Annotated in this window: 24 protein-coding genes; 14 read left to right on the top strand and 10 right to left on the bottom strand. The window is 61.2% G+C overall.

The window, feature by feature from the left end:
• Positions 1-4: 4 nt before the first annotated feature.
• Together rsfS and P5540_04570 are read left to right on the top strand one after the other, a co-directional pair.
• Positions 5-394, top strand: coding sequence for a ribosome silencing factor (gene rsfS / locus P5540_04575; protein ID HRT64081.1), 390 nt, complete (start codon positions 5-7; stop codon positions 392-394).
• Between the two features lie 48 nt (positions 395-442).
• Positions 443-1,300, top strand: a complete 858-nt coding sequence (locus P5540_04570) for a serine/threonine-protein kinase (protein HRT64080.1) — start codon at positions 443-445, stop codon at positions 1,298-1,300.
• 4 nt (positions 1,301-1,304) lie between these two features.
• On the opposite strand, the gene P5540_04565 is transcribed toward P5540_04570, so the two are convergent.
• Complete coding sequence (locus P5540_04565; protein ID HRT64079.1) at positions 1,305-1,505, bottom strand: hypothetical protein; 201 nt, start codon at positions 1,503-1,505, stop codon at positions 1,305-1,307.
• Between the two features lie 32 nt (positions 1,506-1,537).
• Complete coding sequence (locus P5540_04560; protein HRT64078.1) at positions 1,538-1,723, bottom strand: hypothetical protein; 186 nt, start codon at positions 1,721-1,723, stop codon at positions 1,538-1,540.
• Positions 1,724-1,883: 160 nt separating this feature from the next.
• On the opposite strand from P5540_04560, the gene P5540_04555 reads away from it, so the two are divergent.
• Positions 1,884-3,275 (top strand): sulfatase-like hydrolase/transferase, encoded by a 1,392-nt coding sequence (locus P5540_04555; GenBank protein HRT64077.1) that lies wholly within the window; start codon positions 1,884-1,886, stop codon positions 3,273-3,275.
• Between the two features lie 3 nt (positions 3,276-3,278).
• Here P5540_04555 and dapB read toward each other — a convergent pair whose 3' ends face one another.
• The 3 genes from dapB to P5540_04540 all read right to left on the bottom strand — a co-directional run bounded on the left by dapB (position 3,279) and on the right by P5540_04540 (position 6,087).
• Complete coding sequence (gene dapB, locus P5540_04550; protein HRT64076.1) at positions 3,279-4,076, bottom strand: 4-hydroxy-tetrahydrodipicolinate reductase; 798 nt, start codon at positions 4,074-4,076, stop codon at positions 3,279-3,281.
• An 83-nt stretch (positions 4,077-4,159) separates the two neighbouring features.
• The gene (locus P5540_04545; GenBank protein ID HRT64075.1) at positions 4,160-5,053 is read right to left on the bottom strand and encodes a carbon-nitrogen hydrolase; all 894 of its coding nucleotides are present in this window, start codon (positions 5,051-5,053) and stop codon (positions 4,160-4,162) included.
• Positions 5,050-6,087 carry an agmatine deiminase family protein gene (locus P5540_04540; protein ID HRT64074.1) on the bottom strand — a complete coding sequence of 346 codons (1,038 nt, stop codon included), beginning with the start codon at positions 6,085-6,087 and terminating at the stop codon, positions 5,050-5,052. Before P5540_04540 ends, P5540_04545 begins: the two co-directional genes overlap by 4 nt.
• A 340-nt stretch (positions 6,088-6,427) precedes the next feature.
• Here P5540_04540 and P5540_04535 point away from each other — a divergent pair, with 340 nt between their 5' ends.
• From P5540_04535 to P5540_04525, 3 genes are all read left to right on the top strand, one after another.
• Positions 6,428-7,633 (top strand): DEAD/DEAH box helicase, encoded by a 1,206-nt coding sequence (locus P5540_04535; protein ID HRT64073.1) that lies wholly within the window; start codon positions 6,428-6,430, stop codon positions 7,631-7,633.
• A gap of 91 nt (positions 7,634-7,724) precedes the next feature.
• Positions 7,725-8,480, top strand: a complete 756-nt coding sequence (locus tag P5540_04530; GenBank protein HRT64072.1) for a GntR family transcriptional regulator — start codon at positions 7,725-7,727, stop codon at positions 8,478-8,480.
• A gap of 20 nt (positions 8,481-8,500) precedes the next feature.
• The gene (locus P5540_04525; GenBank protein HRT64071.1) at positions 8,501-9,766 is read left to right on the top strand and encodes a ribonuclease H-like domain-containing protein; all 1,266 of its coding nucleotides are present in this window, start codon (positions 8,501-8,503) and stop codon (positions 9,764-9,766) included.
• Here P5540_04525 and P5540_04520 read toward each other — a convergent pair.
• Positions 9,761-11,089 (bottom strand): hemolysin family protein, encoded by a 1,329-nt coding sequence (locus P5540_04520; protein HRT64070.1) that lies wholly within the window; start codon positions 11,087-11,089, stop codon positions 9,761-9,763. The two genes, P5540_04525 and P5540_04520, sit on opposite strands and share 6 nt — an antisense overlap.
• 334 nt (positions 11,090-11,423) lie before the next feature.
• On the opposite strand from P5540_04520, the gene fliQ reads away from it, so the two are divergent.
• From fliQ to P5540_04480, 8 genes are all read left to right on the top strand, one after another.
• Complete coding sequence (gene fliQ / locus P5540_04515; GenBank protein ID HRT64069.1) at positions 11,424-11,693, top strand: flagellar biosynthesis protein FliQ; 270 nt, start codon at positions 11,424-11,426, stop codon at positions 11,691-11,693.
• A 73-nt stretch (positions 11,694-11,766) separates the two neighbouring features.
• The gene (gene fliR, locus P5540_04510; GenBank protein ID HRT64068.1) at positions 11,767-12,543 is read left to right on the top strand and encodes a flagellar biosynthetic protein FliR; all 777 of its coding nucleotides are present in this window, start codon (positions 11,767-11,769) and stop codon (positions 12,541-12,543) included.
• Between the two features lie 3 nt (positions 12,544-12,546).
• Complete coding sequence (gene flhB / locus P5540_04505; GenBank protein ID HRT64067.1) at positions 12,547-13,656, top strand: flagellar biosynthesis protein FlhB; 1,110 nt, start codon at positions 12,547-12,549, stop codon at positions 13,654-13,656.
• A gap of 56 nt (positions 13,657-13,712) precedes the next feature.
• Entirely contained in the window at positions 13,713-15,791 is a 2,079-nt protein-coding gene (flhA, locus tag P5540_04500) for a flagellar biosynthesis protein FlhA (protein HRT64066.1), read from the top strand.
• Position 15,792: 1 nt separating this feature from the next.
• Positions 15,793-17,052 carry a flagellar biosynthesis protein FlhF gene (flhF, locus tag P5540_04495; protein HRT64065.1) on the top strand — a complete coding sequence of 420 codons (1,260 nt, stop codon included), beginning with the start codon at positions 15,793-15,795 and terminating at the stop codon, positions 17,050-17,052.
• Positions 17,027-17,887 (top strand): MinD/ParA family protein, encoded by an 861-nt coding sequence (locus P5540_04490; GenBank protein HRT64064.1) that lies wholly within the window; start codon positions 17,027-17,029, stop codon positions 17,885-17,887. The genes flhF and P5540_04490 overlap by 26 nt, the downstream gene beginning before the upstream one ends.
• A 98-nt stretch (positions 17,888-17,985) precedes the next feature.
• The gene (locus P5540_04485) at positions 17,986-18,150 is read left to right on the top strand and encodes a hypothetical protein (GenBank protein ID HRT64063.1); all 165 of its coding nucleotides are present in this window, start codon (positions 17,986-17,988) and stop codon (positions 18,148-18,150) included.
• 278 nt (positions 18,151-18,428) lie between these two features.
• The gene (locus P5540_04480; protein ID HRT64062.1) at positions 18,429-19,307 is read left to right on the top strand and encodes a peptidoglycan DD-metalloendopeptidase family protein; all 879 of its coding nucleotides are present in this window, start codon (positions 18,429-18,431) and stop codon (positions 19,305-19,307) included.
• On the opposite strand, the gene P5540_04475 is transcribed toward P5540_04480, so the two are convergent.
• The 4 genes from P5540_04475 to P5540_04460 all read right to left on the bottom strand — a co-directional run bounded on the left by P5540_04475 (position 19,281) and on the right by P5540_04460 (position 24,367).
• Positions 19,281-20,546, bottom strand: coding sequence for a sulfatase (locus P5540_04475; GenBank protein HRT64061.1), 1,266 nt, complete (start codon positions 20,544-20,546; stop codon positions 19,281-19,283). The two genes, P5540_04480 and P5540_04475, sit on opposite strands and share 27 nt — an antisense overlap.
• A gap of 29 nt (positions 20,547-20,575) precedes the next feature.
• A complete protein-coding gene (locus P5540_04470; protein ID HRT64060.1) occupies positions 20,576-21,001 on the bottom strand; it encodes a hypothetical protein in 426 nt (141 codons plus the stop codon).
• A 260-nt stretch (positions 21,002-21,261) separates the two neighbouring features.
• The gene (locus P5540_04465; GenBank protein ID HRT64059.1) at positions 21,262-22,854 is read right to left on the bottom strand and encodes a DUF4038 domain-containing protein; all 1,593 of its coding nucleotides are present in this window, start codon (positions 22,852-22,854) and stop codon (positions 21,262-21,264) included.
• 103 nt (positions 22,855-22,957) lie between these two features.
• Complete coding sequence (locus P5540_04460) at positions 22,958-24,367, bottom strand: hypothetical protein (GenBank protein HRT64058.1); 1,410 nt, start codon at positions 24,365-24,367, stop codon at positions 22,958-22,960.
• Between the last annotated feature and the right edge of the window lie 3 nt (positions 24,368-24,370).

The following is a 24,370-nucleotide window of genomic DNA, read 5'->3' as shown; positions in this document are numbered from 1 at the left end:
TCGTTTGGCGCGACTGGTGCGGAAAAAAAAAGTAACGGAGCCGCCCGAATTTCTGACCAAGGCAAAGAGAATTGGCGAACTGGCGGCGGATCACAAGGCGATTGACATACGCGCGTACGATGTGCGCGGGCTGACGGTGATTGCGGATGCGTTTCTGCTCTGCAGCGCGGCAAGCGAACCGCAGTTGCGGGCCGTGTTCAATGCGGTTCGGGATGGAATGAAAGCGGCGGGCGTTTTGCCGCATCACGCCGAAGGCGGTTTTAAGGGCGGCTGGCTTGTGGTGGATTATGGGGACGTGATCGTGCATATCTTTCGCGAGGAAGCTCGCGAATTCTACGATTTGGACGGATTATGGGCGGATGCCCCTCAGATCGATCTGGATTTATTGATCTGAATCGTTCGGCCGGTTATTTTTGAGGATCCGTAAAGGATTTGGACAGGCATGACGCAGGAATTCAGACCTCCCGACAGGCAGACATTGTATCATTACCGGCTCGACCGGCTATTGGGAAAAGGCGGCACCGGGCAGGTTTATCGCGGAATTGACACCGAAAACAACCGCGTGGCCGCACTTAAACTTTTTTATCCCGCTTTTTTCCGAAACCGCCTTCACCTGCGCGATTTTGCGCGAAGCGTGGCGAAATTCCGCGCGTTTTCCCACCCCAATGTGGCCCAGATTTACGAGTTTCTACAGGGCGATGAAGGCGAATGCCTGGTGCTCGAATACGTGGATGGGCCGGATCTGAAGTGGTACCTTGACAATCGCCCCTGGAACCTGCAGGAGCGCCTAGTCATTGCCGCCCAGATTTGCAACGGGTTGCAGTACGTGCACGAGCAAGGCTTCACGCACCATGACCTGAAGCCGACGAATATCCTGTTCACCCGCAAGGGCATCGCGAAACTCGTGGATTATTCGTTGACCGGAAACAGTTATCTGTTGAGTTTGTTTGATTCCGGCCTGCACGAGCAGGTCACGCCGATGTACGTGGCGCCGGAACTGATCCCGCTGCCGTCCCGGCCCGCCGGAAAAGCCACCCCGCAAAGCGACATCTATTCGCTGGGCATCACCTTCTATCTCATGTTTGCCGAGCGCGTGCCGTTTCCCGTGGACAATCTCCAGCACTTGTATCAATGTCACTTGCGCGTGATCCCGGAGCATCCATCGCGGATCAATAAAAAATGTCCCCCGCAACTGGGGGACATCATCATGCGCATGATTGACAAGAAACCCGAAAACCGCTTTTTGGACTGCGATCACCTCCGCATCGCGCTGGCCGCCGTCGGCCAGAGCCGGATTTGATCCGTCAAAGGGTGGTGGTCGTGTCGGTTCCGGTATCGGTATCGGGCCCGAAGTGGACTTTCCAGGGACTTTGGCGCTGGGCCAGCAGCAGTTGATCCACGATCGAAACGACCCCGTTGAGTTTGATCAGCAGCGGAAGGCCGCCGGTAATGTCTGTGGTCGTCGCCGGGGCGGGTGTTTTAGTTACCGCATGCACATGCCTCATTATCATACCTCCTCCGTTGGCTTCCAGCGCGACTACAGTTGGCTGCTTTTCTGGAAGACGTAGGTGATGACCCGGTCAACCATCATAACACTGAAATTTACCTTGATTTCCAGCGGCGTCGAACCGGTCAGGCCGCCGATGGTGATGCCCGTGTCCGTACCCGTATCGGTTGTAGTCGCCACACGCGGCATACGCGTTACCACCCGATAGTGTTTCATGGCGCTCTCCTTATGACACGCCTCCCGGCTTTGTATCGCAACGGTAATCATACCGCTCCTGTCAATAATATACTCCACACCCCCCTGTCCGTTTCAAGTCTTTTTTTTCAATTGATGGCGACTCAATTCTGCGCTATCATGGCGTCGAGAGGAGGGCTTCATGAACAGACGCACTTTTTTGGGCGCGGCGACGGCGGGCGCGGCCGCCGCAGCGCTTGGAGCGCAATGGCCGGTCGCCGCGAAGGATAAAAAACCAAAAAACATCCTTTACCTGCTTTCGGACGACCAGCGGTTCGATACAATTCACGCGCTGGGAAATCCGGAAATCCACACGCCGCATTTGGATGCGCTTGCGGGGCGGGGGGTGGCCTTCACCAATGCATACATCTTCGGCTCGCATCACGGCGCGCTGTGCGCGCCGAGCCGCGCGATGATCATGTCGGGACGGCATCTGTTTCATATTGAACACCCCGACACGCTGCCCGAAAGCGTGCCTTTGCTTCCGGGGGTGCTGCACGAACGCGGCTATGCCACGCACGGCATCGGCAAATGGCACAACGGGCGCGGGTCGTTCAACCGGGCGTTTGCGTCGGGCAGCAGCATTTTCTTCGGTGGAATGAGCAACCAACGAGCCGTGCCGGTGCATGCCTACGATCCGACCGGCCGGTATCCGGTGGAGTCCGCGCATGTCGGCGATCGGTTTTCGAGCGAACTGTTCGCCGACGACGCCATCCGGTTTCTGCAGGCGCACGACGGATCCAATCCGTTTCTGCTCTATGTGGCGTTTACGGCGCCGCATGATCCCCGCACGGCGCCGGAGGCGTATCGCGCGTTGTACGATCCGAAGCGGCTTTCCCTGCCGCCGAATTGTCTGCCGCGTCATCCGTTCGACAACGGCGATCTCGAAACCCGCGACGAAAAACTCGCGCCGTGGCCGCGCACACCCGAAAACACGCGGTTTCAATTGGCCGAGTATTACGCGATGATTTCGCATCTCGACGAACAGATCGGGCGCATCCTCGCCGTACTCGACGAAACCGGCCTTGCGGAGGAAACGCTGATCGTCTTCGCGGGCGACAATGGACTCGCCGTCGGGCAGCACGGTCTTTTCGGCAAGCAAAACGCCTATGAGCACAGCATCCATGTACCGTTGTTGATGGCCGGCCCCGGCTTCCCTCGCGGGATGCGATGCGATGCGTTTTGCTACCTGACGGATACTTTTCCGACGCTGTTCGACCTGATTGGCGCGCCGCTTCCCAAAGGCGTGGACGGCAGGAGCCTGCTTCCGGCCTTGCGCGGCGAACCGGTCCGCGACGCAATCTTTTTTGCCTACCGCGACGTGCAGCGCGCGATTCGTGTCGGCGATTACAAACTGATCGAATACCAAGTCAAGGGCGAACGGCGCACCCAGTTGTTTGACCTTGCGCGCGATCCTTTTGAGACGAGGGATCTGTCCGGCGAAGCACGCCATGCCCGGACGCTCAAACGCCTGCGGGAACGACTTCGTGCGATGCAGCGCGAAACCGACGATCCCCTTGCGGGTCGTTGGTAAACGTCACTTCAGGCCGAGCACGTCCTGCATGTCGTACAGACCCGGCGGCGCGCTTATGACGAACCGGGCCGCGCGCAACGCGCCGCGCGCGAAATTGTCGCGGTTATGCGCGCGATGCGTCAGTTCGACGCGTTCGCCCTGGCCGATGAAACAAACCGTGTGTTCGCCCACCACATCCCCGCCGCGAATCGCATGGATGCCGATCTGCCGCGCGGGACGTTCGCCCACCATGCCTTGCCGGCCGTGGGCCACGTCGCCCGGACAGTCGAGACCCAGCACGTCCGCGATGCCCTCGGCGAGCCGGAGCGCCGTGCCGCTGGGACTGTCCTTCTTGAGGTTGTGATGGATTTCCGTGATTTCGACGTTGTAATCGAGGCCGAGCGTCATTGCCACTTCCCGGGCAATCTTGAAGAGCACATTGACGCCCACGCTCATGTTCGGCGCGTAGACGATCGCCACCTTGCGGGCCAGTTCAATAAGCTCGGCTTTGTATTCGACGGACAGTCCCGTGGTGCCGATGACGCACGGCTTGCCGGCCTTGGCCGCGAGTTGTGCGTTGCCTACACAGGCATGCGCCACCGTGAAGTCAATCAGCACGTCCGACTTCGCGATTTCCGCCGCGCCGTCCGCCGATATTTTAAGCCGGCGGGGCCGGCTCGTCTCGGCCCCAATGAAAATCTCTGAACCCGCCAGGGACATCTGATCGAAAGCGCCGCCGATTTCGATGTCGGGTTCGGCCGCAGCCAGATCCAGGATGCGCCGCCCCATCCGTCCACATGCGCCTGCCATACAGATCTTCATGGTTTGCCCTCCCTGTTCAAATGGTTCACCGTTCACCATGAACAGTATATACCCTTTGGGAAAATAACGCGAGAGCCGATCGGTCAGCCGGAGTCGAGATACCGTTCGAGCAGGCCGTTGTAGGCGTCCACGCGGCGGTCCCGGAAGAAAGGCCAAAGGCGGCGCACCTCCTCCGTGCGGTCGAGATCGATTTCGGCCGTCAGCACCTCTTCCCGATCCGGCGATGCCGAGGCGAGCAGTTCGCCCTGCGGACCGGCGATGAAACTGCTGCCGAAGAACAAAATGCCTTCCCCGGGCCGGCTGGGGTGCGCCTCGAACCCGACCCGGTTGGCTGCGACGACGGGCAAATGGTTCGCGATGGCGTGCCCGCGCTGTATGATCAGCCACGCCTCGCGCTGGCGCGCGCGTTCCTCGTCCGAATCCTCCGGAACCCATCCGATGGCGGTGGGGTATATCAACATTTCCGCGCCGGCCAGCGCCATGAGCCGCGCCGCTTCGGGATACCATTGGTCCCAGCACACGAGCACGCCCAACACCCCCGCGGAAGTTTGGATCGGCTTGAAACCCAAATCACCCGGCGCAAAATAGAATTTTTCATTGAAGCCAGGATCTTCCGGAATGTGCATCTTGCGATACAGGCCGGCGATGCTTCCGTCGCGATCAAGCACGACCGCCGTGTTGTGATACAGGCCCGGCGCGCGCTTTTCAAACAGGGACGCAACCAGCACGATGCCCAGTTCGCCCGCCAATCCGCCCAGCCGGTCCGACGTGGGGCCGGGAATGCTCTCGGCGCGCGCGAAATGGGACGGATCTTCCGTCTGGCAGAAATACGGTCCCGTGTGCAGTTCCTGAAGGACGACCAACTCCGCTCCGCCCTCTGCCGCCTCGCGGATGCCCGCGATCGTTTTGGCGATTGTGGCCTCTTTGTCGTCGGAGCATGCCTGTTGAACAAGGCCCGCCTTGATCGTCCGGCTCATGGCAGGGCTCCTTCCGGGATTTGCATCGTCACGCAATGCAACGCGCCATAAATGACGACCGGCCCGCGGCTGTCCACGCCGACGATTGCGCGCTCGGGGAAACAACCGGCGAGGATTTGCCGGGCCTGTTCATCCTGGGGAACTCCGTAGGACGGCACAAGAACCGCGCCGTTGATGATCAGGAAATTGGCGTAATTGGCCGGCAGGCGATCGCCTTGTGCGTCGAAAATTGGCGCGGGCATGGGCAGCCGTTCAAGCCGGTACGGTTTTCCGTCGAGCGTGCGAAGGGATCGCAATTCCTCCTCGAGCGCCCTGAGGCTCAGGTAACTTTCATCGGTCGGATCGTCGCAGCCGCAATACGCAATCGTGTCCGTCGAACAGAACCGCGCCAGCGTGTCTATGTGCGAATTCGTGTCGTCGCCGGGAATGTGGCCGTTTCGAATCCAGAGGATGCGCTCCGCGCCCAGATACCGGCGCAGTTGGGCGTCAATCTGCCGCTGGTTGTAGGCCGGATTCCGGTTGGGCCAGAGCAGGCATTCCGCTGTCGTCATCAACGTCCCCGCGCCGTCCGACTCGATCGATCCGCCTTCGAGGACCAGCGGCAGCGTCCGCACGCGCGTTTTTCCGAAGGCGCCCGCTTCCGCGAGCCGCCGCGTGAGCAGGTTGTCCAAGTTTCCCGGATACTTGAGTCCCCATGCGTTGAATGCAAAATCCAGAATGACCGGACGGCCGTTTTTCAAGACGGTTATGGGTCCGTGGTCACGCGCCCAGATGTCGTTCGACTCGATTGGATACAGGCGCACCGAGTCCATTCGCGCGCCGGCGCGCCGGACGATGTCGGCGGTTCGTTGAACATTGTCGGTTGCAATCAGGCAAATTTCACGGAGGCTGACTTCGCGCGCGATGCCCGCGAGCGACGCTTCAATCCAATCCAAGCGTCCGCGCCAATCGCCTCCCGCGTTCGGCCATGTCAACTGTACGCCCGCCTGCGGTTCCCATTCCGCCGGCAGCCGGACGGATGCTTTCTTCGCCATCGTTATTTGATTCCTCCGCACAATCCACCGGACCATTCGGAAGAAGAATACCAAACATCCAGGGCCAAGCGCGAAGAAGGCGGTATCGGATTTTTCGCCGTTTGAAGATTTGTGTTTTGTGCGGGTGGTGTGGCATACTGGCGCCCAATATGGCTGCTGTTCAGGCGGCGCGGCGGCGCCAAGGAGCGTTTTCCCGCCGGCCTGTGTACACCAGAAAGAATGGCCACTCGCCCGCGCCAAAAGGCGCTTATGTTCGTGTATGCTTCCCTCTTTGCCGGTGTTCAGCAGGCAAGATTCCACCTTGACCGGAGAGTCTCCGGCAAACGAAAGGGAAATAACCATGACTTTTGAAGAATTCAGTATCGATCCGCGCTTTATGAAACTGCTCAAGGCGCAGGGTATCGTCGAGCCGACACCCGTCCAGGAACAGGCCATACCGGTCGCGCTGGAAGGGAAAGACCTTCTGGCCATCGCCCAGACGGGCACGGGCAAGACGCTGGCGTTCGCGCTGCCGTCGTTGACCCGTCTCGCCGGATTGCCCCGGACGAAAAACGCCATGCTGGTCCTCGCGCCGACGCGCGAGCTGGCCATTCAGGTGCATGCGGTCATCGAACCGCTGGCCAAGAGCGCCGGTCTCAACGCCGTGTGCGTCTACGGCGGCGCCGGCATGGACAAGCAGGCCACCGCGCTGCGCCAGGGACGCACGGTGGTTGTCGCCACGCCCGGGCGCCTGCTCGATCATTTCGGGCGCGGCAACGTGCGCTTTGACCATCTTGCCATTCTCGTGCTGGACGAGGCCGACCGGATGCTGGACATGGGTTTTCTGCCCGACATCCGCCGCATCCTCGACAAACTCCCGAAAGACCGCCAAACGCTGTTCTTTTCGGCGACGTTCCCGCAGGAAATCGCACGGTTGGCCGCCGACATGCAGCAGTCGCCCCAACGCATCGAGGTGGGGACCATCATGACGCCGGTGGACAGCGTCCGCCAGCAAATCTACACGGTCAGCGCCACTTCGAAAATCTCCCTGCTCACCAAAATCCTCCGGGATCCGGCCGTGACCTCGGCGCTGGTCTTCATACGCACCAAGCATCGCACCGATCGCGTCGCCAAGGCGCTGCACCGGGAAGGTTTCAAGGCGCAGGCGATTCATGGCGACCGTTCCCAAAACCAGCGCCAGCATGCGCTCGACGGGTTCCGCGAAGGCCGGTACAAGATCCTTGTCGCGACCGACGTGGCCGCGCGCGGACTCGATATCCAGGGCATCAGCCATGTAATCAATTTCGACATCCCCAAGACTGCGGAAGAATACATCCACCGCATCGGGCGCACCGCCCGCGCCAGCGCGGAAGGCGACGCGATTACCTTCGTGTGTCCGGAAGAGTTCATGGACCTAAAAACGCTCGAAAAGGCGCTCGGCAAGAATCTGCCGCGCGCGGAATGGGAAGGCGCCGTGCCGGTCATTTCGCTGTTTACCCCGGAATCGGAACGCCCAAAAGTGTCCCGCGGTTCGCGTCGGCGGCACAGTCTACTGCGCCGCCGCTGATTTCCGCCATATCCGATTCGTTCGGATTCGGCCGTTCCGTTGACAACGGAGGGGTTGCTGGAGGACAATAGATTGCGGAAAGGGTTCCCCCATGGCACGAAACATTCAAGGCGACCGGGAAATCCCAAACGTCCGGACGAGTTCGGAGGAAATAGCGAACCAGCTTTCCCGGAAATTGCTTCAGAAGGAATTTCCACCGGGATCCAAATTGCCGCCGGAACGTGAATTGGCGGTACAGTTCGGCGTGGCCCGCAATGTCGTGCGCGAAGCGATCAAGCGCCTTGAGGCGATGGGCGCCGTGCGAAGCTGGCAGGGGTCGGGCGTGTATGTCCAGGACATCGAATTCCTGCGGGGGATCAGCATATTCGACACGCTCATGCGCAACGAAGACGGCTCGGTGAACGTGGATTTCCTGCGGCAAGTGCTGGAATTTCGCGGATATTTCATGCGGCTGGTGGTGCGCCTTGCGGCCGTCCGGCGCACGGATGAAGAACTGGCCACAATCAAGCGGCTCTTCGCGGAATGGGAAATGTCACGGGACAACCGGGAGCGTCAAACCGAAATCACGCAGGAAATCTACCGCGCCTGCGTCGAGGCCACCCGCAACGGCGTATGCCAGGCCCTGTTCAAATCGGTCGAGCGGGTCAGCGCGGAACTGGTCAGTCTCGTGGTGCAGTCCGTGCCCGATTTCCAGCAACGCCGGAAGGCGTATCTGCGCCTGATTGACGCCCTCGAACAGAAAGATGCCACGCTGGCCGAACTGGCGGTCGTTCGCTTCATCGAGGCTGTCGAGGCGTCGCTGAACCTCGGGCAGACGCCGACCGGCCTCATCCATTCCGCCTCCTAGCGCCCGAAGCCGCCGCGCCCATGCCGGACACCAAGGACAAACTCAAGGAACTGCTTGCAAGGCACGACCTCATGACCGGGGCCGAATGGGGACGCAAGCGCGCCGAACTCGAGGAACGCCGCGTGCGCGGCGACTTCGAAATAGATCGCATTGTGCCGGGCGAGGTTGTCGGGGACGGAGAAGACCGCTTCTATCGGGTCGTAACCGAGTTCCCGCCTGAAACGCAACAGGGCGGCCTTGCGCTCGGCGACGTGCTGGAAGCGATTCCCGAACATGTTGCCTTGTGCGCGTGCGATCCCGATTTGGACGATTTCGACCCGGCCACGGCCCTCTTTCTCGATGTCGAGACGACCGGATTGGCCGGGGGCACGGGGACGGTGCCGTTTCTCGTCGGCGCGGGTTTCTTCGACAACGGCGTGTTCCGTCTCGAACAGACCTTCATGCGCGATTTCGACGAGGAAGAACCGATGTTGCGCTACCTGGGGGCACTGTTCGCGCGCGGAACTTCCATTGTCACCTTCAACGGCAAGAGTTTCGACGTGCCGCTGCTGCGCACGCGGTTCATCGCCCACCGGCTCCCGTTTCGGCTGGACGGGATCCCGCACTTCGATTTGCTCCATGCCGTGCGGCGTATCTGGAAACTGCGCGTCAAGGATTGCAGCCTGGGGAATATCGAACGGGCGGTGCTGGGTCTCGAACGCCGCGGCGACGTGCCCGGCGCGGACATCCCGCTTATCTGGTTCGACTACCTGCGCACGCGGGACGCGCGTGAACTCAAGCGCGTCTTCTATCATCACCGCATGGACATCCTGTCGCTGGCCGCGCTTACGGCGCGCTTGTCGCGGGGGCTGGCCGCGCCCGGCAGGGAAGGATTCGACCACGACGAGGATCGCCTGTCCGTTGTGCGCCTGCATTTTCGCCAGCGGCGTTACGACAACGTTATTTCGCGTGCGGAACAATTGTTGTGCGGCGAGCCGGACCCGGTTCTGCGGCGCGAATGCCTGGCCATGCTGGCGTTTGCCTGCAAGCGCCGGCAGGACTGGGAGGGCATGGAAAGCGCGTGGGACCGTATGGCGCGCGAATTTCCGTTCGATCCGCTCCCGCGGCTTGAACTTGCCAAGCATTACGAACACCGCGCGCGCAATCTGCCCGAGGCACGGCGGGTCTGCGAGGAAGCCATCGCCCTCTTGGGCGCTGACGAGGATGATCCCGCAACCCATGCCATCCGCCAACGCCTCGAACGCATTCGCCGCAAACTGGCCAAAGGCGGTGAATTCGACTTATAACCCGGCGCGGCCGTCTGTTTCGGGCGTGACAAGCGCCTCGAAAATCTTCTGGCGCCGTGTTTTGCGCACCAGGATTTTGAGGGACGCGACGGCCAGTGCGTCGCCGCCGCGCAGCGGGACGTGTACGCTGGAAGCGATCCAGTCGGCAAATTGCGTGTCCGGCGGCGTGTCTTCGCCGAGGGTCGGGTCCGCAAAGACCTCCCGAAGCCGTTCCATCTTCACGCCGCCGCCCACGACCCAAGAACTGCCCGATGGCACGACATGGCGCGGCAAGCGATCGAATTCGTCCTGAATATCCCCGACGATTTCTTCCAGGATGTCTTCGAGCGTGACGATTCCACGCACAGTGCCCTTCGAATCCCGCACCACGGCCAAGTGAACATGCTCGGACATCATCCGGCTGAAGGCATATCCGATGGAGGCTTCCGGGGCGACGGCAATCAGGGGACGCAGAATGCTCCGCAGCGTCGGCGCTTCCGGATGGGCCTTGGCCAGAAAGACGATTTCCTTGAGATTGACATAACCGATGATGGACTGCGGATCGCCGGGCCGTTCCGTGACGGGAAATCGCGTATAGCCCTCGAGATGGACCTTGACGAAGTGTTCTTCGAGAGGCGCGTCGGCGTCGAGTAGGGCGATATCCTGCGCATGGACGAGGATGTCGGCGATACGCGTCTGAGTCAGTTTGCTCGCGCCCAGAATAATGCGTTCCTGTTCCGAGCCGATGACGCGCTCGGTGCGCAGCATATGCGCCTGCGCCCGCAGTTCCGCAAGACCGAGTTCGTGCCGTGACGCCGTTTCATGCGGCATTTTGCGCTCGAAAACGCCCACCAGCGCTTTCGTGGCCCATTCGCAGAAGGCCATGGCCGGATACACCATCATTCCGAACACCCGCATGATCGGGCTGAGTTTCAGGCATACCCATTCGTTGTTGCGCAGTCCGACCGTTTTCGGAACCAGTTCGCCGAAGATGATGGTCGCCGCGGAAAGCGGCACGACCACCATCGCGATGGCAAGGGCGTCCGAGATCCCCGCCGAAAGACCCAGCGCCGCTTCGATATGCGGCGAGATGCCCTCTTCCGCGCCGGACCCGCCCGTGGCCGCGGCAATCGCCCCCACAACGGTGATGCCGATTTGAACGACCGCGAGACTCGCCTCCATGCGGTCTTTCATGGCCAGCGCCGCGGCCGCCCCGGCGCGCTTGCGCTCGGCCAGCAGTTTCAGGCGTCCCACGCTTACCGATGCCAGCGCCAGTTCGTAGGCGGCAAACAAACTGTTCAGCGCCAGCATCGCGAGTATGATCAATAATTCGATCCAGCCCATGCCCGTTAGTCTACCTCATGTGCGGCGCCTGATTCCTCGTACAGGGACAACCTCCGCTTTGGCGACAGAACGCGGGCTTCATGCTCAAGCGTTGGACAAGCCTGAAACCTTTGGCGTCCTTCGCCGAATGTGGGTTTAGACAGCCGCCATCCACGTTTTGCGCCAACCAAGGGACTGACACAATTTTCCGGCGCCCATCGCTTTCAATATCAACAAATTGTTATTTTTTCGATTGACAACCGCAACATATTGTGGTATTCTTGCCTCGAATGGTGATGGGGTCGGCCGTGAACGACTGGAGGAATGTGTCTATCCCATTTCATGGAAACGAGTTATGACTCTTGACGACATCTTCTTTTTGAGTCGCGATGCCATGGTGGTGACTTTGCTGGCATCGGCTCCGATGCTGCTGTCGGGGATGCTGGTCGGGTTGATCATCAGCGTGTTCCAGTCGGTGACGCAAATCCAGGAAATCACCTTGACGTTCGTGCCGAAGATCGTGGCGGTCATGGTGGCTTTCGTCGTGTTTCTTCCCTGGATGGTTTCGGTGTTGTTGGATTTTGTCGAGCCGTTGTTCGGCGGATTCGACAAGCTGGTTCAGTAACAAAGAGAAAGGCCTGTGCGTCCGCGCCTGATTCATCCCCGCGGAGCGCAGTCCGTCGTTTCGAGGAAGGCCCTTGATTGTTTATGAGGTGGAGATCGTCAAGCTGTTCATCCTGGTGATGGCGCGGGTGAGCGGATTGATTGTGTCGGCGCCGGTGCTCGGTTCGGCGAATTTCCCGGCGATGGGAAAGATCGGTCTTGTCGGGCTCACGGCGGCGCTTATCGCCCCGACGTTGGCGCCGCTGCACATGGCCATCCCGGACGATCCGCTGGCGTTCGCGCTGGTTGGGGCGGGCGAGTTCCTGATAGGGCTGTTGATGGGATTCGTGATGACGATTGTGTTCGGTTCGATCCAAGTGGCCGGACAAATCATGGATATGCAGACGGGATTCGGCATGATGAACGTGTTCAATCCCGCGCTCGAAACGCAGTTTCCGATCTTCGGTTTCTTTCTGTTCATCGTGGCGGTGCTGGTGTTGCTCGCGACGAACGGGCATCACCTGATGTTGCGCGCGCTGGCCTCGACCTACGATCAAATCCCGCTGGGCGGTTTCGTGCTGCGTCCGAAACTGATATGGGAAGTGAGCCAATGGGGCCGCGCGATGTTTTACGACGGCCTGATGATCGCGGCGCCGGTGGGCGCGGCGATGTTGGTGGCCTATGTCGTGATGGGACTGGTCGGCCGCGTGGTGCCGCAGATCCAGTTGTTCGTGGTGGGATTTCCCGTGACGATCGCGCTGAGCCTTGTGGTCGTCGCGGTTTCGCTGGAACTGTACATCGGTTTTCTGGACGGAATGTACGGCGAGATGTTCAGCAATGTTTCTACGGTAATTCAAGGCATGAGGCCCTAGGCAATGGCGGAGCAATCGGGCGGCGAAAAGACGTTACCCGCGTCCCCGCAAAAACGGACGCGCGCACGCGAGGAAGGCAATATCGCGCGCAGCCAGGATTTGTCGGCCGCGGTCGCCTTGCTGGCGGCGGTGGCGGCGCTGCGTTTTCTGGGCGCGCCGATGTTCGAGCGGCTCGTCGCCGCGACCCGTTACTATTTCGACCACGCGGCGTCGCTTGACCCCGGCGTCCAGTCCGTGCAAAGCCTGGCCCTCCAAGGGACGCTGTGGATCGCGCCGATCGTACTGCCTTTCATGCTGGTGATGCTCGTGGCCGGCGTGTCCGCCAGTGTGCTTCAGGTGGGATTTCTGTACACGACGAAGCCGATGACGCCGAAATTGTCGAAACTGAATCCAATCAAGGGCCTGTCGAATTATTTTTCACTGCGATCGTTGGCCGAACTCGTCAAGTCGCTTCTCAAGGTGGGGCTGGCGCTGTACATCACCTGGATTACGGTGCAGGGACATCTGGACGATTATGTGAACCTGATGGGGCTAACGCCGCTCGCGCTGCTGCCGGTGGTGGGCGCGATGATCGCCACGCTCTGGTGGCGGATCGCCCTTGCCCTGCTGGTCCTTGGCATTCTCGACTACGGGTTTCAGTATTGGCAGCGTGAACGCAACCTCATGATGACCACGCAGGAAGCCCGTGAAGAATTGAAGGAATACGAGGGCGATCCACGCATCAAACAGCGTATCCGGCAGATCCAGCGACGCATCGCGATGCAGCGGATGATGGCCGAAGTGCCGAAGGCGGACGTGATCGTAACCAATCCGACGCGGTTTGCGGTTGCGCTGCGGTACGACGCGGCGGAGATGGCCGCGCCGGTCGTCGTGGCGAAAGGCGCGCGGATCCTGGCCGAACGCATCCGCGAAATCGCCATGGCAAACGATGTGCCCATCGTGCAAAAACCCGAATTGGCGCGCACAATATACCGAACGGTCGAGGTGGGCCATCCCGTGCCGGAAAACCTGTTCCGCGCGGTGGCCGAGGTGCTGGCCTATGTGTATCGCATTGACCGGCGGGCGGAGAAAATCCGCGAACGGAACCGGCAATGGAACGAGGCGGCGGCATGATAAGAAGTTAGAAGTTAGAAGTTAGAAGTTGGGAATTTGGCGTTTGGAGTGGGCGAGTGGCGATAGGACAAGTCGAGACGCAGCGTCCGTGGAATTTGGCGGACAATCAGGATGTCGCGCTGGCCGTGTGCGTGATCGGCATTCTGGTCGTGCTGGTCATTCCCATCCCGACATGGGCGCTCGACATCCTGCTGACCGTCAACATCTCGATTTCGGTCGTTACCCTGCTCGCCACCATCTACCTGCAACGCCCCGTCGAATTCGCCGTGTTTCCCTCGATGCTGTTGATCCTGACGCTGTTCCGCCTCAGTCTGAATGTGGCCTCGACGCGCCTGATCCTCGCGAACGGCTATGCGGGCAACGTGATCAATGCGTTTGGAAGTTTTGTGACGAGCGGCAGTTTCGTGGTCGGAGCCGTCATTTTCCTTATCCTTGTGGTGATCCAGTTCGTGGTCATCACGCGGGGCGCGCAGCGCATTTCGGAAGTGGCCGCGCGTTTTACCTTGGACGCCATGCCCGGCAAACAGATGGGCGTGGACGCCGATCTGAACGCGGGCCTCATCACCGAGGCCCAGGCGCGTGCGCGCCGGCAGGGGATCGAGCGCGAGGCGGACTTTTACGGGGCGATGGACGGCGCGACGAAATTCGTCCGCGGCGACGCCATTGCCGGGTTGGTCATCACGATTGTCAACATCATCGGCGGATTGATCATCGGCGTGCTGATGCGCGGGCTGCCGGTCACCGACGCCTTGCGCGTCTACACGCAACTGACCATCGGCGACGGCCTCGTCACACAAGTGCCCGCGCTGGTCGTTTCGACCGCGGCGGGCCTCATCGTGACGCGCACGGCGACCGAGGAAAACATGGGGGTGGACTTCGGGCGCCAATTGACGCGATACCCGCGCGCGCTGGGCGTGTCCGCGGCGATGCTCGCGATTTTCGGGCTTGTGCCCGGCATGCCGACAGTGCCGTTTATGATTGTGGCCGGCTTGCTGGCGATGGGCGCCTATCGCGCGAACGAGGCGTTCAAGGCGCGCGAGGCCGCGCAACTTTCCAAGGAACTTGCCGATCAGGAAGCCACACGCGCAGAGGCACAGCCCCGCACGGAAGATTTGTTGACGATCGATCCGCTGAAGATCGAACTGGGCTACGGACTGATTGCCCTTGCCGATCCGAAACAGGGCGGCGATCTACTCACGCGCATCCAGATCATCCGGCAGCAAATCGCCACCAAACTGGGGTTCGTCGTGCCGGTCATCCGAATTGTGGACAATATGCGTCTACGTCCGAACGAATATCGCGTGCGCCTGCGCGAGGCCATCATTGGCGGATACGAATTGCTGCCCGAACATTTCATGGCCATGAATCCCGGCCTTGCCGAAGAGGAGATCGAGGGGGTTCCGACGAAGGAACCCGCGTTCGGCCTGCAGGCCACGTGGGTCGCCCGTGCCCATCGCGACCGGGCCGAGCGTCTCGGCTACACCATCGTCGAACCGACCGCCGTGCTGGCCACGCATCTCACGGAACTCATCACGGCGCACGCAAGCGATCTGCTCACCCGGGAAGATGTGCAGAACCTGATCAAGCATCTCAAGGAAACGTCTCCCAGCGTGGTCGAGGAATTGCTGCCGAATCTGCTGACCCTCGGCGAAGTGCAGAAAATACTGCACAACCTCCTGCGCGAGCGCGTGTCCATCCGAAATCTTGAAGCCATCCTGGAAACGCTGGCCGATTACGCCCCGCGCACGAAGGATCTCGACATCCTGACCGAGTATTGCCGGCACCGGCTCGCCCGCGAAATTTCCGCACAGTACGCCGACGAAGGACGCGTGTTGCACGTCGTGACGCTCGATCCCGCCGTCGAGCGCGAGATCCTCGACGCGGTGCGGCAGGGCGAAACCGGGGAATACGTGCCCATCGCGCCGAATCGCGCGGATCTCATAGCGCGCAATGCCGCGCAGGCCGTGCAGCCGCTGACGCTGGTGGGACATGAGCCGGTGGTGCTGACATCCGCGCCGGTGCGGCGGTATTTCCGGCGCATGGTCGAACGGCGCATCCCGAAAATCGTCGTGCTTTCATACAATGAAATCGATCCCGAAGTGCAGGTACAGAGCGAGGGACAAGTGAGTGCATAACATGGAACGCAAACTGCACACGTTTACCGCCGGCACTTTCGACGACGCCTACCGGCAGATGGTCCGCCAACTCGGCGAGGACGCGATCGTCCTGAACACGGCCGAAGTAAGGGAGGGCGGTCTGTTCGGCCTGTTCGGACGCAAGGCGATTCAACTGACCGCCTCGCCGCCCGCCAAGCCCCTCGCACGCCCGAAGAGTCTGGCCGAAAAAAAGTACTCCGCGCACCAAACGGCCGCCGGTTCCGACGAGGCCATGCGCGAAACCGTCGCGTTCTTCCGCCGGCTTGCGCAACAACGAGCCGCCGCCGCCACGCCCCGTCAGGAAACCGCGGCCGGGCCGCCGGGCAAAAAGGAGCAAGCCCCGCCGGATCTGCGGCGCGAAGTCGAGGAGATGCGCCGTCTGCTGCAGGTGCTGGTCGCCGAGACACCCTGTACGGAGTTTCCGTCCGATTTCATTCCGCACTACCGCCGGCTTGTGGATAGCGGCATGGGACGCACGCTGGCGGCATCCCTGATGGACGCGGTCGTGGGCAATGCCGACCGATCGATCCTGCGCAATCCGCGCGTCTTCACCGAACGGCTCCGCATGGAAATTCAAAAACGCGTGCTGGTGACACACGGCCTGGCGCGCGCGGGGGCGGCCCGGCGCGTCGTCGCGCTGATCGGCCCCACAGGCGTCGGAAAGACGACGAACCTCGCGAAACTCGCCGCACTGTTCGCCATCCGCGACCGCGCGCGCGTCGCCATCGTCACGCTCGACACCTACCGCGTCGCCGCGCCGGAACAGTTGCGCGTGTACGCGACCATTGCCGGATTGCCCATGCGCATCGCCAACGACGCCAGCGAATACCTGATCGCGCTCGAAGCTTTCGCGGACTATGATTTCGTGTTTGTGGACACGGCCGGCAGCAGCCCGTTCAACGAGGAACAGATCCGCGAGTTGAAATCGGAATTCGACGCCGCGCCGCCCGACGACGTCATGCTCGTGCTCAGCGCCGGAACCTGCGCGGACGACCTGCGCGCCATCGCCGCGCGGTTCAATTGCCTGCGGCCTTCCTCGCTGCTCTTTTCAAAGCTCGACGAAACGGGACGCTTCGGCGCCCTGTTCGACTTGGCGGCCGAAAGCGGCCTGCCCCTGAGTTATTTCAGCACGGGACAAAACGTGCCCGACGACATCGAGATCGCCACGCCCGGCAAGGTGGCGCGGCTGCTGCTCGAAGAAGGAGATTCCTGCCGTGGATCAAGCGCACAATCTGCGTGAATTCGTCCGAAAACACCAGAACATGGCCCGCGTACTCGCCGTGACCAGCGGCAAGGGCGGCGTTGGCAAGACGACGGTGAGCGTCAATCTCGCCATCGCCATCGCCCGGCAAGCCAAACGGGTCATCGTGCTCGACGCCGATCTCGGCCTTGCCAACGTCGAAGTGTTGATGGGCCTCAATTCGTTCCACAACCTCCAGCACGTGATTGACGGCGAGAAACCCATGCGCGACATCCTTATGAAAGGCCCGGCGGACATCCTGATAGTCCCCGGCACTTCCGGCCTCGCCAAACTGGCCGATCTCAACGCGCGCGCGCGGCAAAACGTGCTGGACGGACTCCATGATCTTCAGGAGATGGCCGATTTCGTCATCATTGACACGATGGCGGGCATTGGCCAGAACGCCGTGCGGTTCGCCGCCGCCGCGGACGAAATCCTGCTCGTGACAACGCCGGAACCTTCCGCCATCGTGGACGCCTACGCCACGATCAAAACGATTGCCGGCATCCGCGAGGATGCTTCGTTCCGGCTTATCGTCAACATGGCCGCAAGTCCACAGCAGGCCCTCGCCGTCATGACGAACCTAACCCGTGTCGCAAGGCAATACCTCGGCCTTACGTTGTCGTACCTCGGCCATATCCTGCGCGATCCGCATGTCACCCAGAGCGTCATGCAGAGCACCCCCTTCACCATCGCGTTTCCGGCGTCGCCTGCGGCAAAATGCGTTCAGGACCTCGCTGGAAAGATGGTCCGCCAACGCGCCGAAGCCGACCGCGCCCGCAGCGGTTTCTTCCGCCGTTTCGCCCAGACCCTCGGTCTCGCCAGCAACGCCTGACGCGGAAACTCCATCCGCCGCGTGTGTGTGTTGTAGACTTTTCAGGATGCTGCTATAATGCGCTTGGTTGAATTATCGCGGAATTGGAGGAACGTCTTATGCATATTGGTATGGTGACCAAGCCGGGGCGTCCGGTTCCTTCGTATTCGGCTCAGACGCCGGAAAAACTGTATCAGGAACTGTGGGGATTCGTGATGATATTCCTGTCGGTTGTGGCGCTTTGGCCACGCAACAAGGCAACTGCGGCGCCGGACACCGAATAAACCTTTCGCACCGGCCCATTGGCGGTCGAGCGCGTATCTTTCGCTGTGGACAAGGTGGGCGTTGTGGATCCCGTGGACTTCTCCCGAAAGGCGAATAACTTTCCACGTCCATAAAGTCTATATCGTCCGCGTTGCGGCAGTTTCTTCCTACCTTGTCGCGATATCGCGAATACGGGTAGAGAGACAAGCCTTTTTATTTCAATGTGTTAGAGTTGCCTTTTCCCAGTGGCACGCCGGTTGCGCTTTCCGGGCAATTGCATCGGGAGGGCCATGGGCAAATGACGGCACACGTGTCGGCCATCGGGACGGACTACCGGCGTCCGGTAACGGCGTTTTCGCCCGCAACGGCCCTGCGTTCCTCCTCGACGACATTCCAAGACCTTTTGGATCGCATGCAGGCGCCGGATTCCTCGAACAAGCCCCCCCTTGGCGAATACACGGTCAGGGCGGGCGACACCTTGTCGGCCATTTGCAGCAGGGCATTGCGGCAACAAGGCATGAATCCGTCCCAACAGGACATAGGCGAGGCGGTCCGTAAAGTGGCCCATGCCAATCGCCTTGCCGATGCAAACCGCATAGCCATCGGCCAGAAACTCGATCTGTCGCCGCTGAATGCGGCGCCGCCTTTGCCGGTGGCCGTGCGGGCCGCACCCGCGAAAGTACAAGCGCCGCCGAGCGACGAATTGACCGCGTTGATCCAATCGCTGGTAGAGCGCCGGACGGCCTCCGCGCCGATCCGATCCGTAAAGGCGATTCTGGACGGGCCTTTGCAGGTTTCATCCGGTTACGGAATGCGCTCCGATCCGTTCACGGGCGCACGCGAATGGCACGCGGGCATTGATTTGACGGCCCAGGCGGGTACGGCAATTCATCCGGCTGAACCGGGCCGGGTTGTCTTCAGCGGTTGGCAGGCCGGGTACGGCAACACGGTCATCGTGCAGCATGCGGACGGCGTGCAGACGCTTTATGCGCACAATCAGAAAAATCTCGTGCGCAAAGGCGACCGGGTTACGGAAACGACCCGCATTGCGAAGGTGGGCAGCACGGGACGGGCCACGGGCCCGCATGTCCACTTCGAGGTTCGCCGGGAAGGCGTCGCGGTGAATCCGGAGACGTACTTGTCCGCCGCGTCAATACAAATAGCCAAGGCCCCGTAGGGCTTCCACGTCCTCGGCGGAGAGTTTGGATTCGCAGGCTTTGCCGCGGGGATGCGCCTTGTCCCATTGATCGATCATTTTGCGAAGGGCGGCCACACGTTCGGGGTGTTTGCGGGCCAGGTTGCTTGACTCTTTCGGGTCTTCGGGCAGATAGAACAAATGGGCGCCGCCGCCGATAATCAACTTCCAGCCTTCGTGGATGATGCCGCGTTTCTGGGGACCACGGTTGCGCAACAACGCCCTTAGCAACGGCAGCCGGGGTACCGCGCCGCCGTAGGTTTCGACATGGCGAACCGTGGAGGGACCGGGGGGATCAAGGAGCACGTTCCGGCCTTCCATGCCGGGCAGGGGCGAAAATCCTCCCATACCCAGCAGCGTCGGCGCGACGTCGAGCACGCAGACCGGCGATTTCGACCGGCCCGGCGCGATGCCGGGGCCGCGCAAAATAAACGGCACGTGCAGGTTGGTCTGAAAGATGCGCCGTCCATGGCCAAGATAGTTGTGCTCGAATAGGCTCTCGCCGTGATCCGCCACAAACATGACGAAGGTGTTCTCGCCGGGCAGCGCGGCAAGGAAACGTCCGATGTGGTAATCGGTAAAGGCCACTTCCGAGGCATACTTCGCGCGTACACGCTCGCGCGGTTCGAGACTGCCGGGCGATTGGCCCAGCACGTTGAATTTCTTGTGCATTTCATAGGGCGCGTGCGGATCCGAATAGTGGATCCACAGGAAAAAGGGCTTGGCCGGATCGCGCTGGCCGAGTATCTCCAGGCCGGCTGCGGTGACCTGTTCGGCGTTGCGTTCGCCGAGCATGAATCCCCAGCGTTTCTGCTCGAACTCGTCGTTGTAGACGTCGAAACCGCGATCGAGACCCGACAGGCGGCCTTTCAGGGGCCAATTGCTTTGAACGCAAAACGTCTGATAGCCCGCCTTTTTGAATACTTCGGTGATAAGCGGTTTCGTTTCGGGCATTCGCAAGCCGTTTTTGGTTGTGCCGGTCGTCCGGGGATACAAGCCGGAAAACATGCAGCCGAACGAGGGAAGCGTCAGCGGCACCTCGCACACGCAGTCCTCGAACAGCAACCCTTCTGTTGCAAAGGCGTCCAAGACTGGCGACGAGGGATGCGGATACCCGTAGCAACCCAAGTAATCCGCGCGCAACGTGTCCACGGACAACAGCACCACGTTCGGCGCCGCAAAGGCGCCGGCAAGAACGGCAAGAAAGCCAATCGTGTTCATGGATGGGTCAATGCGCTCCGTTCGTTGGTTCAGGGATTGAGAATGGCGACCGGGATGGTTGCGGTCAACGGCTGTTTTTGTCCATCCTTGCGCATGGGAACCGGTGAACCGTCCTGTCGGTAAGCGGTCAGATCAACATGGTACTGGCCCGCAGGCGCCTGAAACGGCGCATCCACCTGAAGCGACCAAACGCCGTCGCCCGCCTTTTCATCGGGCGCCTTGCCGTCGTCACGCAGTTTCAGTTTCACCGCGGGATCCTCGCGTACCACGCCTTCGACGCGGTGAATGATGTTGTGCCGGTCCGAAACGCGCACGGTAATCACGGCCGTCTCGCCCGCCTTGAGTTCCGGGGGGGTCATCGCCGGTTCGAGCAATTGGGGATAACGGCCGACCGTGGAACAGCCGCAGCATAAGGCCGCCAGCGCCACGACCAACAAATATTTTGCCGATGCCATGTATTGTTTTCTCCCGGCGGAACGTCCACAGGCCCGCCTTGGTTGCCAGCCTATCCCACGCCCCTCGTGTCTGTCAACTTCCCATGCCTTCCAAAGAAGCGCAACGCCGATTTACTCCCCGTCGAGGATAGAATCGGGAGTTGCCGGAAGGGCTGAATCCGGGACAAGACACTCAACGCCAAAAAGGACTTCACCCGCCGGATAAATGTCCTTGACGTTCTTTGTGTCCTTTTCCCATGGACGTTTTAATCGCCAACGGTTTACGTGGCGGTGAGAACCAATAGCCAATCATGCACTTCCGGCGGGATGGGCGGGCGCCAGTTGCCTTCCGCGTCGGGTGTGACGTCGCCGATGGGATGATCCGTGCCGGTGCAGGGGTCGGCGTAGTAGGCCCGATAAGCCACGCCGGGTTCAAGCCCCTTGACGAGTGGCGGATCCCATGCCATCGGGGTGTAGATGACGCGGAGTTTTCCGGGAATGCCGGCGGCGGTGCAGGTGTAGGGGTTCTCGCGTTTCCATGCCGGCTCGACCCATTCGGGACGACGTTCCATTTCCCACCACGGAAAACGGCGCATGAAGGATGCGCCCCACGCCGCCTGTTTCCCGCCGGGAAGGAGCATCGCATCCCGCCACGGCGTGTTGCCCCAACAGCGCCCGTGCGGCGACGGCCCGTACGGGTTCTCGCGCGTGCTCATCTGCCAGATGCCGTTCGCGCCGTAGGTGTAGCCCGCGACGCCGTTGAGCGCGGACACGTAAAAGCACAGGCGCTGGACGTTCTGCCAGCAGCGGCCCAGAATGCCTTCGTAATTAACCTCGGAATTGACCACGGGCATCGCGGGCGTCCGCCCCATGGCGGCAATGACCGTTTCGGCGGTCGGGGCGACGCTGTCGAGATCGCCGTGGCCGGTCTGCAACATCTCGAAATCCATCAAGGCCGGGTCCTCGACTTGTTCGCGTCCATACTGGGTCGGATGAATCGAAATGAGATTATGGTGGCCGTCAATTTCGCGGACATAGGCCATCACATGCGTCCATCCGGTTTTCTGCGCGGCGGCGTCTTCCTTGGGCGTTTTCGATAGGTAGTAGGCCATTGTCCCTTCGCCGCAGATGCACCACGCGACGGGATACGCGCCATATCGCGCCACAAGATAGCGCCAGTAGCGTTTGATCCGTTCCTCGCCGATCCGGGGCATGTAGTAACCCCACATTCCGACGATGCACGGCATGAGGCCGGTGTCGGCCAGATGGGCGATTTTGAGATCGGCCATGTCGAAGTAGGCCGGATTCACGCGCGCGAAATCGGCGGCGAACGGAAACCCCGCCTCGTTTCGCCCGCGCGCGTCCCACGCGTCCATGTCGGGATAAGGTCCCGCGATGATCTGGACGACGTTGAAACCTTTTGCGACGCGGTCGGCGGCCAGCATCTGAAATCCGTTCGGCCAGTCGAGCCGTTGCGACAGTCCCATCCACCACGTGTCGCCCATCCAGAAGAACGGCGTACCGTCGGCGTGTTCGAAATGGCGTTTGTCGGCGGCGACGCGCAGCCGCCCGTGACGGTACAACGGGTTTTCGCCGGTGTACGCGCCAACGGCCAATTTCCCCGAAACGCCGTGCAGGCCGCGATCGGCAGCACGTGAGCATTTCGTCTCGAATGTATACTCGCCAACATCCGGCGGACTGAAACGAATCGCCCAACGGCCTCCCCCGCGCCAAAACGCGGGAATCTTGAAAGTCCGCCCGTCCGGGTGGTGGAACACGCCCTCCATTTCAATTTCATTGTAGGGATCGTCGTACCGGGCGCTGCTTGTGAACGTTATCTCGCACACCTGATTGGCCGTTGCGAACAGTTGCATCGAAACTTCCTCCCCGCTGAATCCAAGGCCAACGAGCCATATGGAAAAGGCCAGTAAAGTCATCTTGTCGAACCGGGTTCTTGCCGTTCAGGCGGAACCCGCCTTACTCCGGTTTGTCGCTTCGTTTGAGACGCTCGGCGATGTCCTTGTACATCGGGTTGAACATGCCGACTTTCCGATACGCCTCGCGGGCTTTTTCAAGATGGCCGGCGGATTCCCACGCGACGCCCAGCGCGTACATCAGCGCCACGTTGTCGGCGTCAATCCATTTGCCCGTCAGCAGTTCTTCAAGCACCTGGGCCGATCGCGCATAATCTTTCAATTCAAACAAGGCCTGTCCGAGCAGCGCCCGCGCCGCATCCGACTTGGGATCGTCGCCGCCGACCTTGGCGGCCGCGCGCGCGGTTGCCGGCCAGTCGCCGACGGCGGCATACGCGACGGCGGCCGGATAGAATTCGCCCGCTTTTTCATGGGAAGCGGCGGCGGCCGCCTTGTTGCCGGCCTTTGCAAACGCAGCGGCGGCGGCGTGGTGTTCGCCAAGGGCCGCATAGGCCTTGGCCGCGTCTTCCCATCGCCCGATGGTTTCGTAATGTCGCGCAAGCATCCGGCGCGCTTCGGGTAGGCAGCCCGCGTCCTGAAGGCAGCGCGCCGCTTCCTGGAAAAGGCCGGCTTGCGCGAAAAGTTCGCCCGCCTTGGCGGATTGTCCCGCGGCCCGGTACAGTTGGGCGGCGGTTTCGTTGCGTCCTGCCGATTCGAAACACGGCGCCAGCGCCGCCATCAGGCCGTTGCGCCGGTCCGCATCCAAGGCATTCAGGGTCGTCTCGGATTGCAGCCATGCATAACAGGCTTCCACTGTCGGCATGTCCGGCGTGGACGACTTGAAACATTGCTCGAACAATTGAGCCGCGCGATCAGTCTTGCCCGCGCGTGCATGGGCGCCGGCCGCGCGGGCCATGTCGCCCGCCTTTTCATACGCGGACGCCGCGTCGGCATACTGCCGCAATTCCTCGAAGAAGCGCGCCGCCGTCGCGTAATCCCCCTCCTTCAGCAAAATCGCGGCCGCCTTTTGCGTTTCGCCCGCCAAGGCCCATTGTTGCGCGGCCGCACGCCGGTCGCCCGCCTTCTCGTACCATGCCGCCGCCTCGCGCGGCTGGTTCACGGACGCGTACACTTCGGCGACCCGGTCGTAGGCCTTGGCTTTCTTGAGCGGTTCAACCACGCGTTCGACATCGTGCGCGGCTTCGAGCGCCGCGATATGCGCGGGGATTTTCTCCGGTTTTTCGATGCGGTCGTCGGCCGAAAAACTACGCTTCCATGTGCGATGAATCCATCGGTGGCGCAATTCCAGAAAAAGGGCCGCGAGAATCAGAACAAAAAGACCGGCGAGTCCCAGTTTGTAGGCCGTAAGCCATTCTTTGGACGGCATCGGCCAATCAAGCCAATAGCATACCCACAGAATCGGCCATTCGAGCCATTTGTTCAAAAGATCCCAAAATACGCTCATCGTTTCCATGGG

Source organism: Candidatus Hydrogenedentota bacterium (assembly GCA_035450225.1).
GTDB lineage: Bacteria > Hydrogenedentota > Hydrogenedentia > Hydrogenedentales > SLHB01 > DSVR01.
The sequence above is the reverse complement of the archived record's forward strand: the minus strand, read 5'-3'. Positions and strand labels throughout refer to the sequence as shown.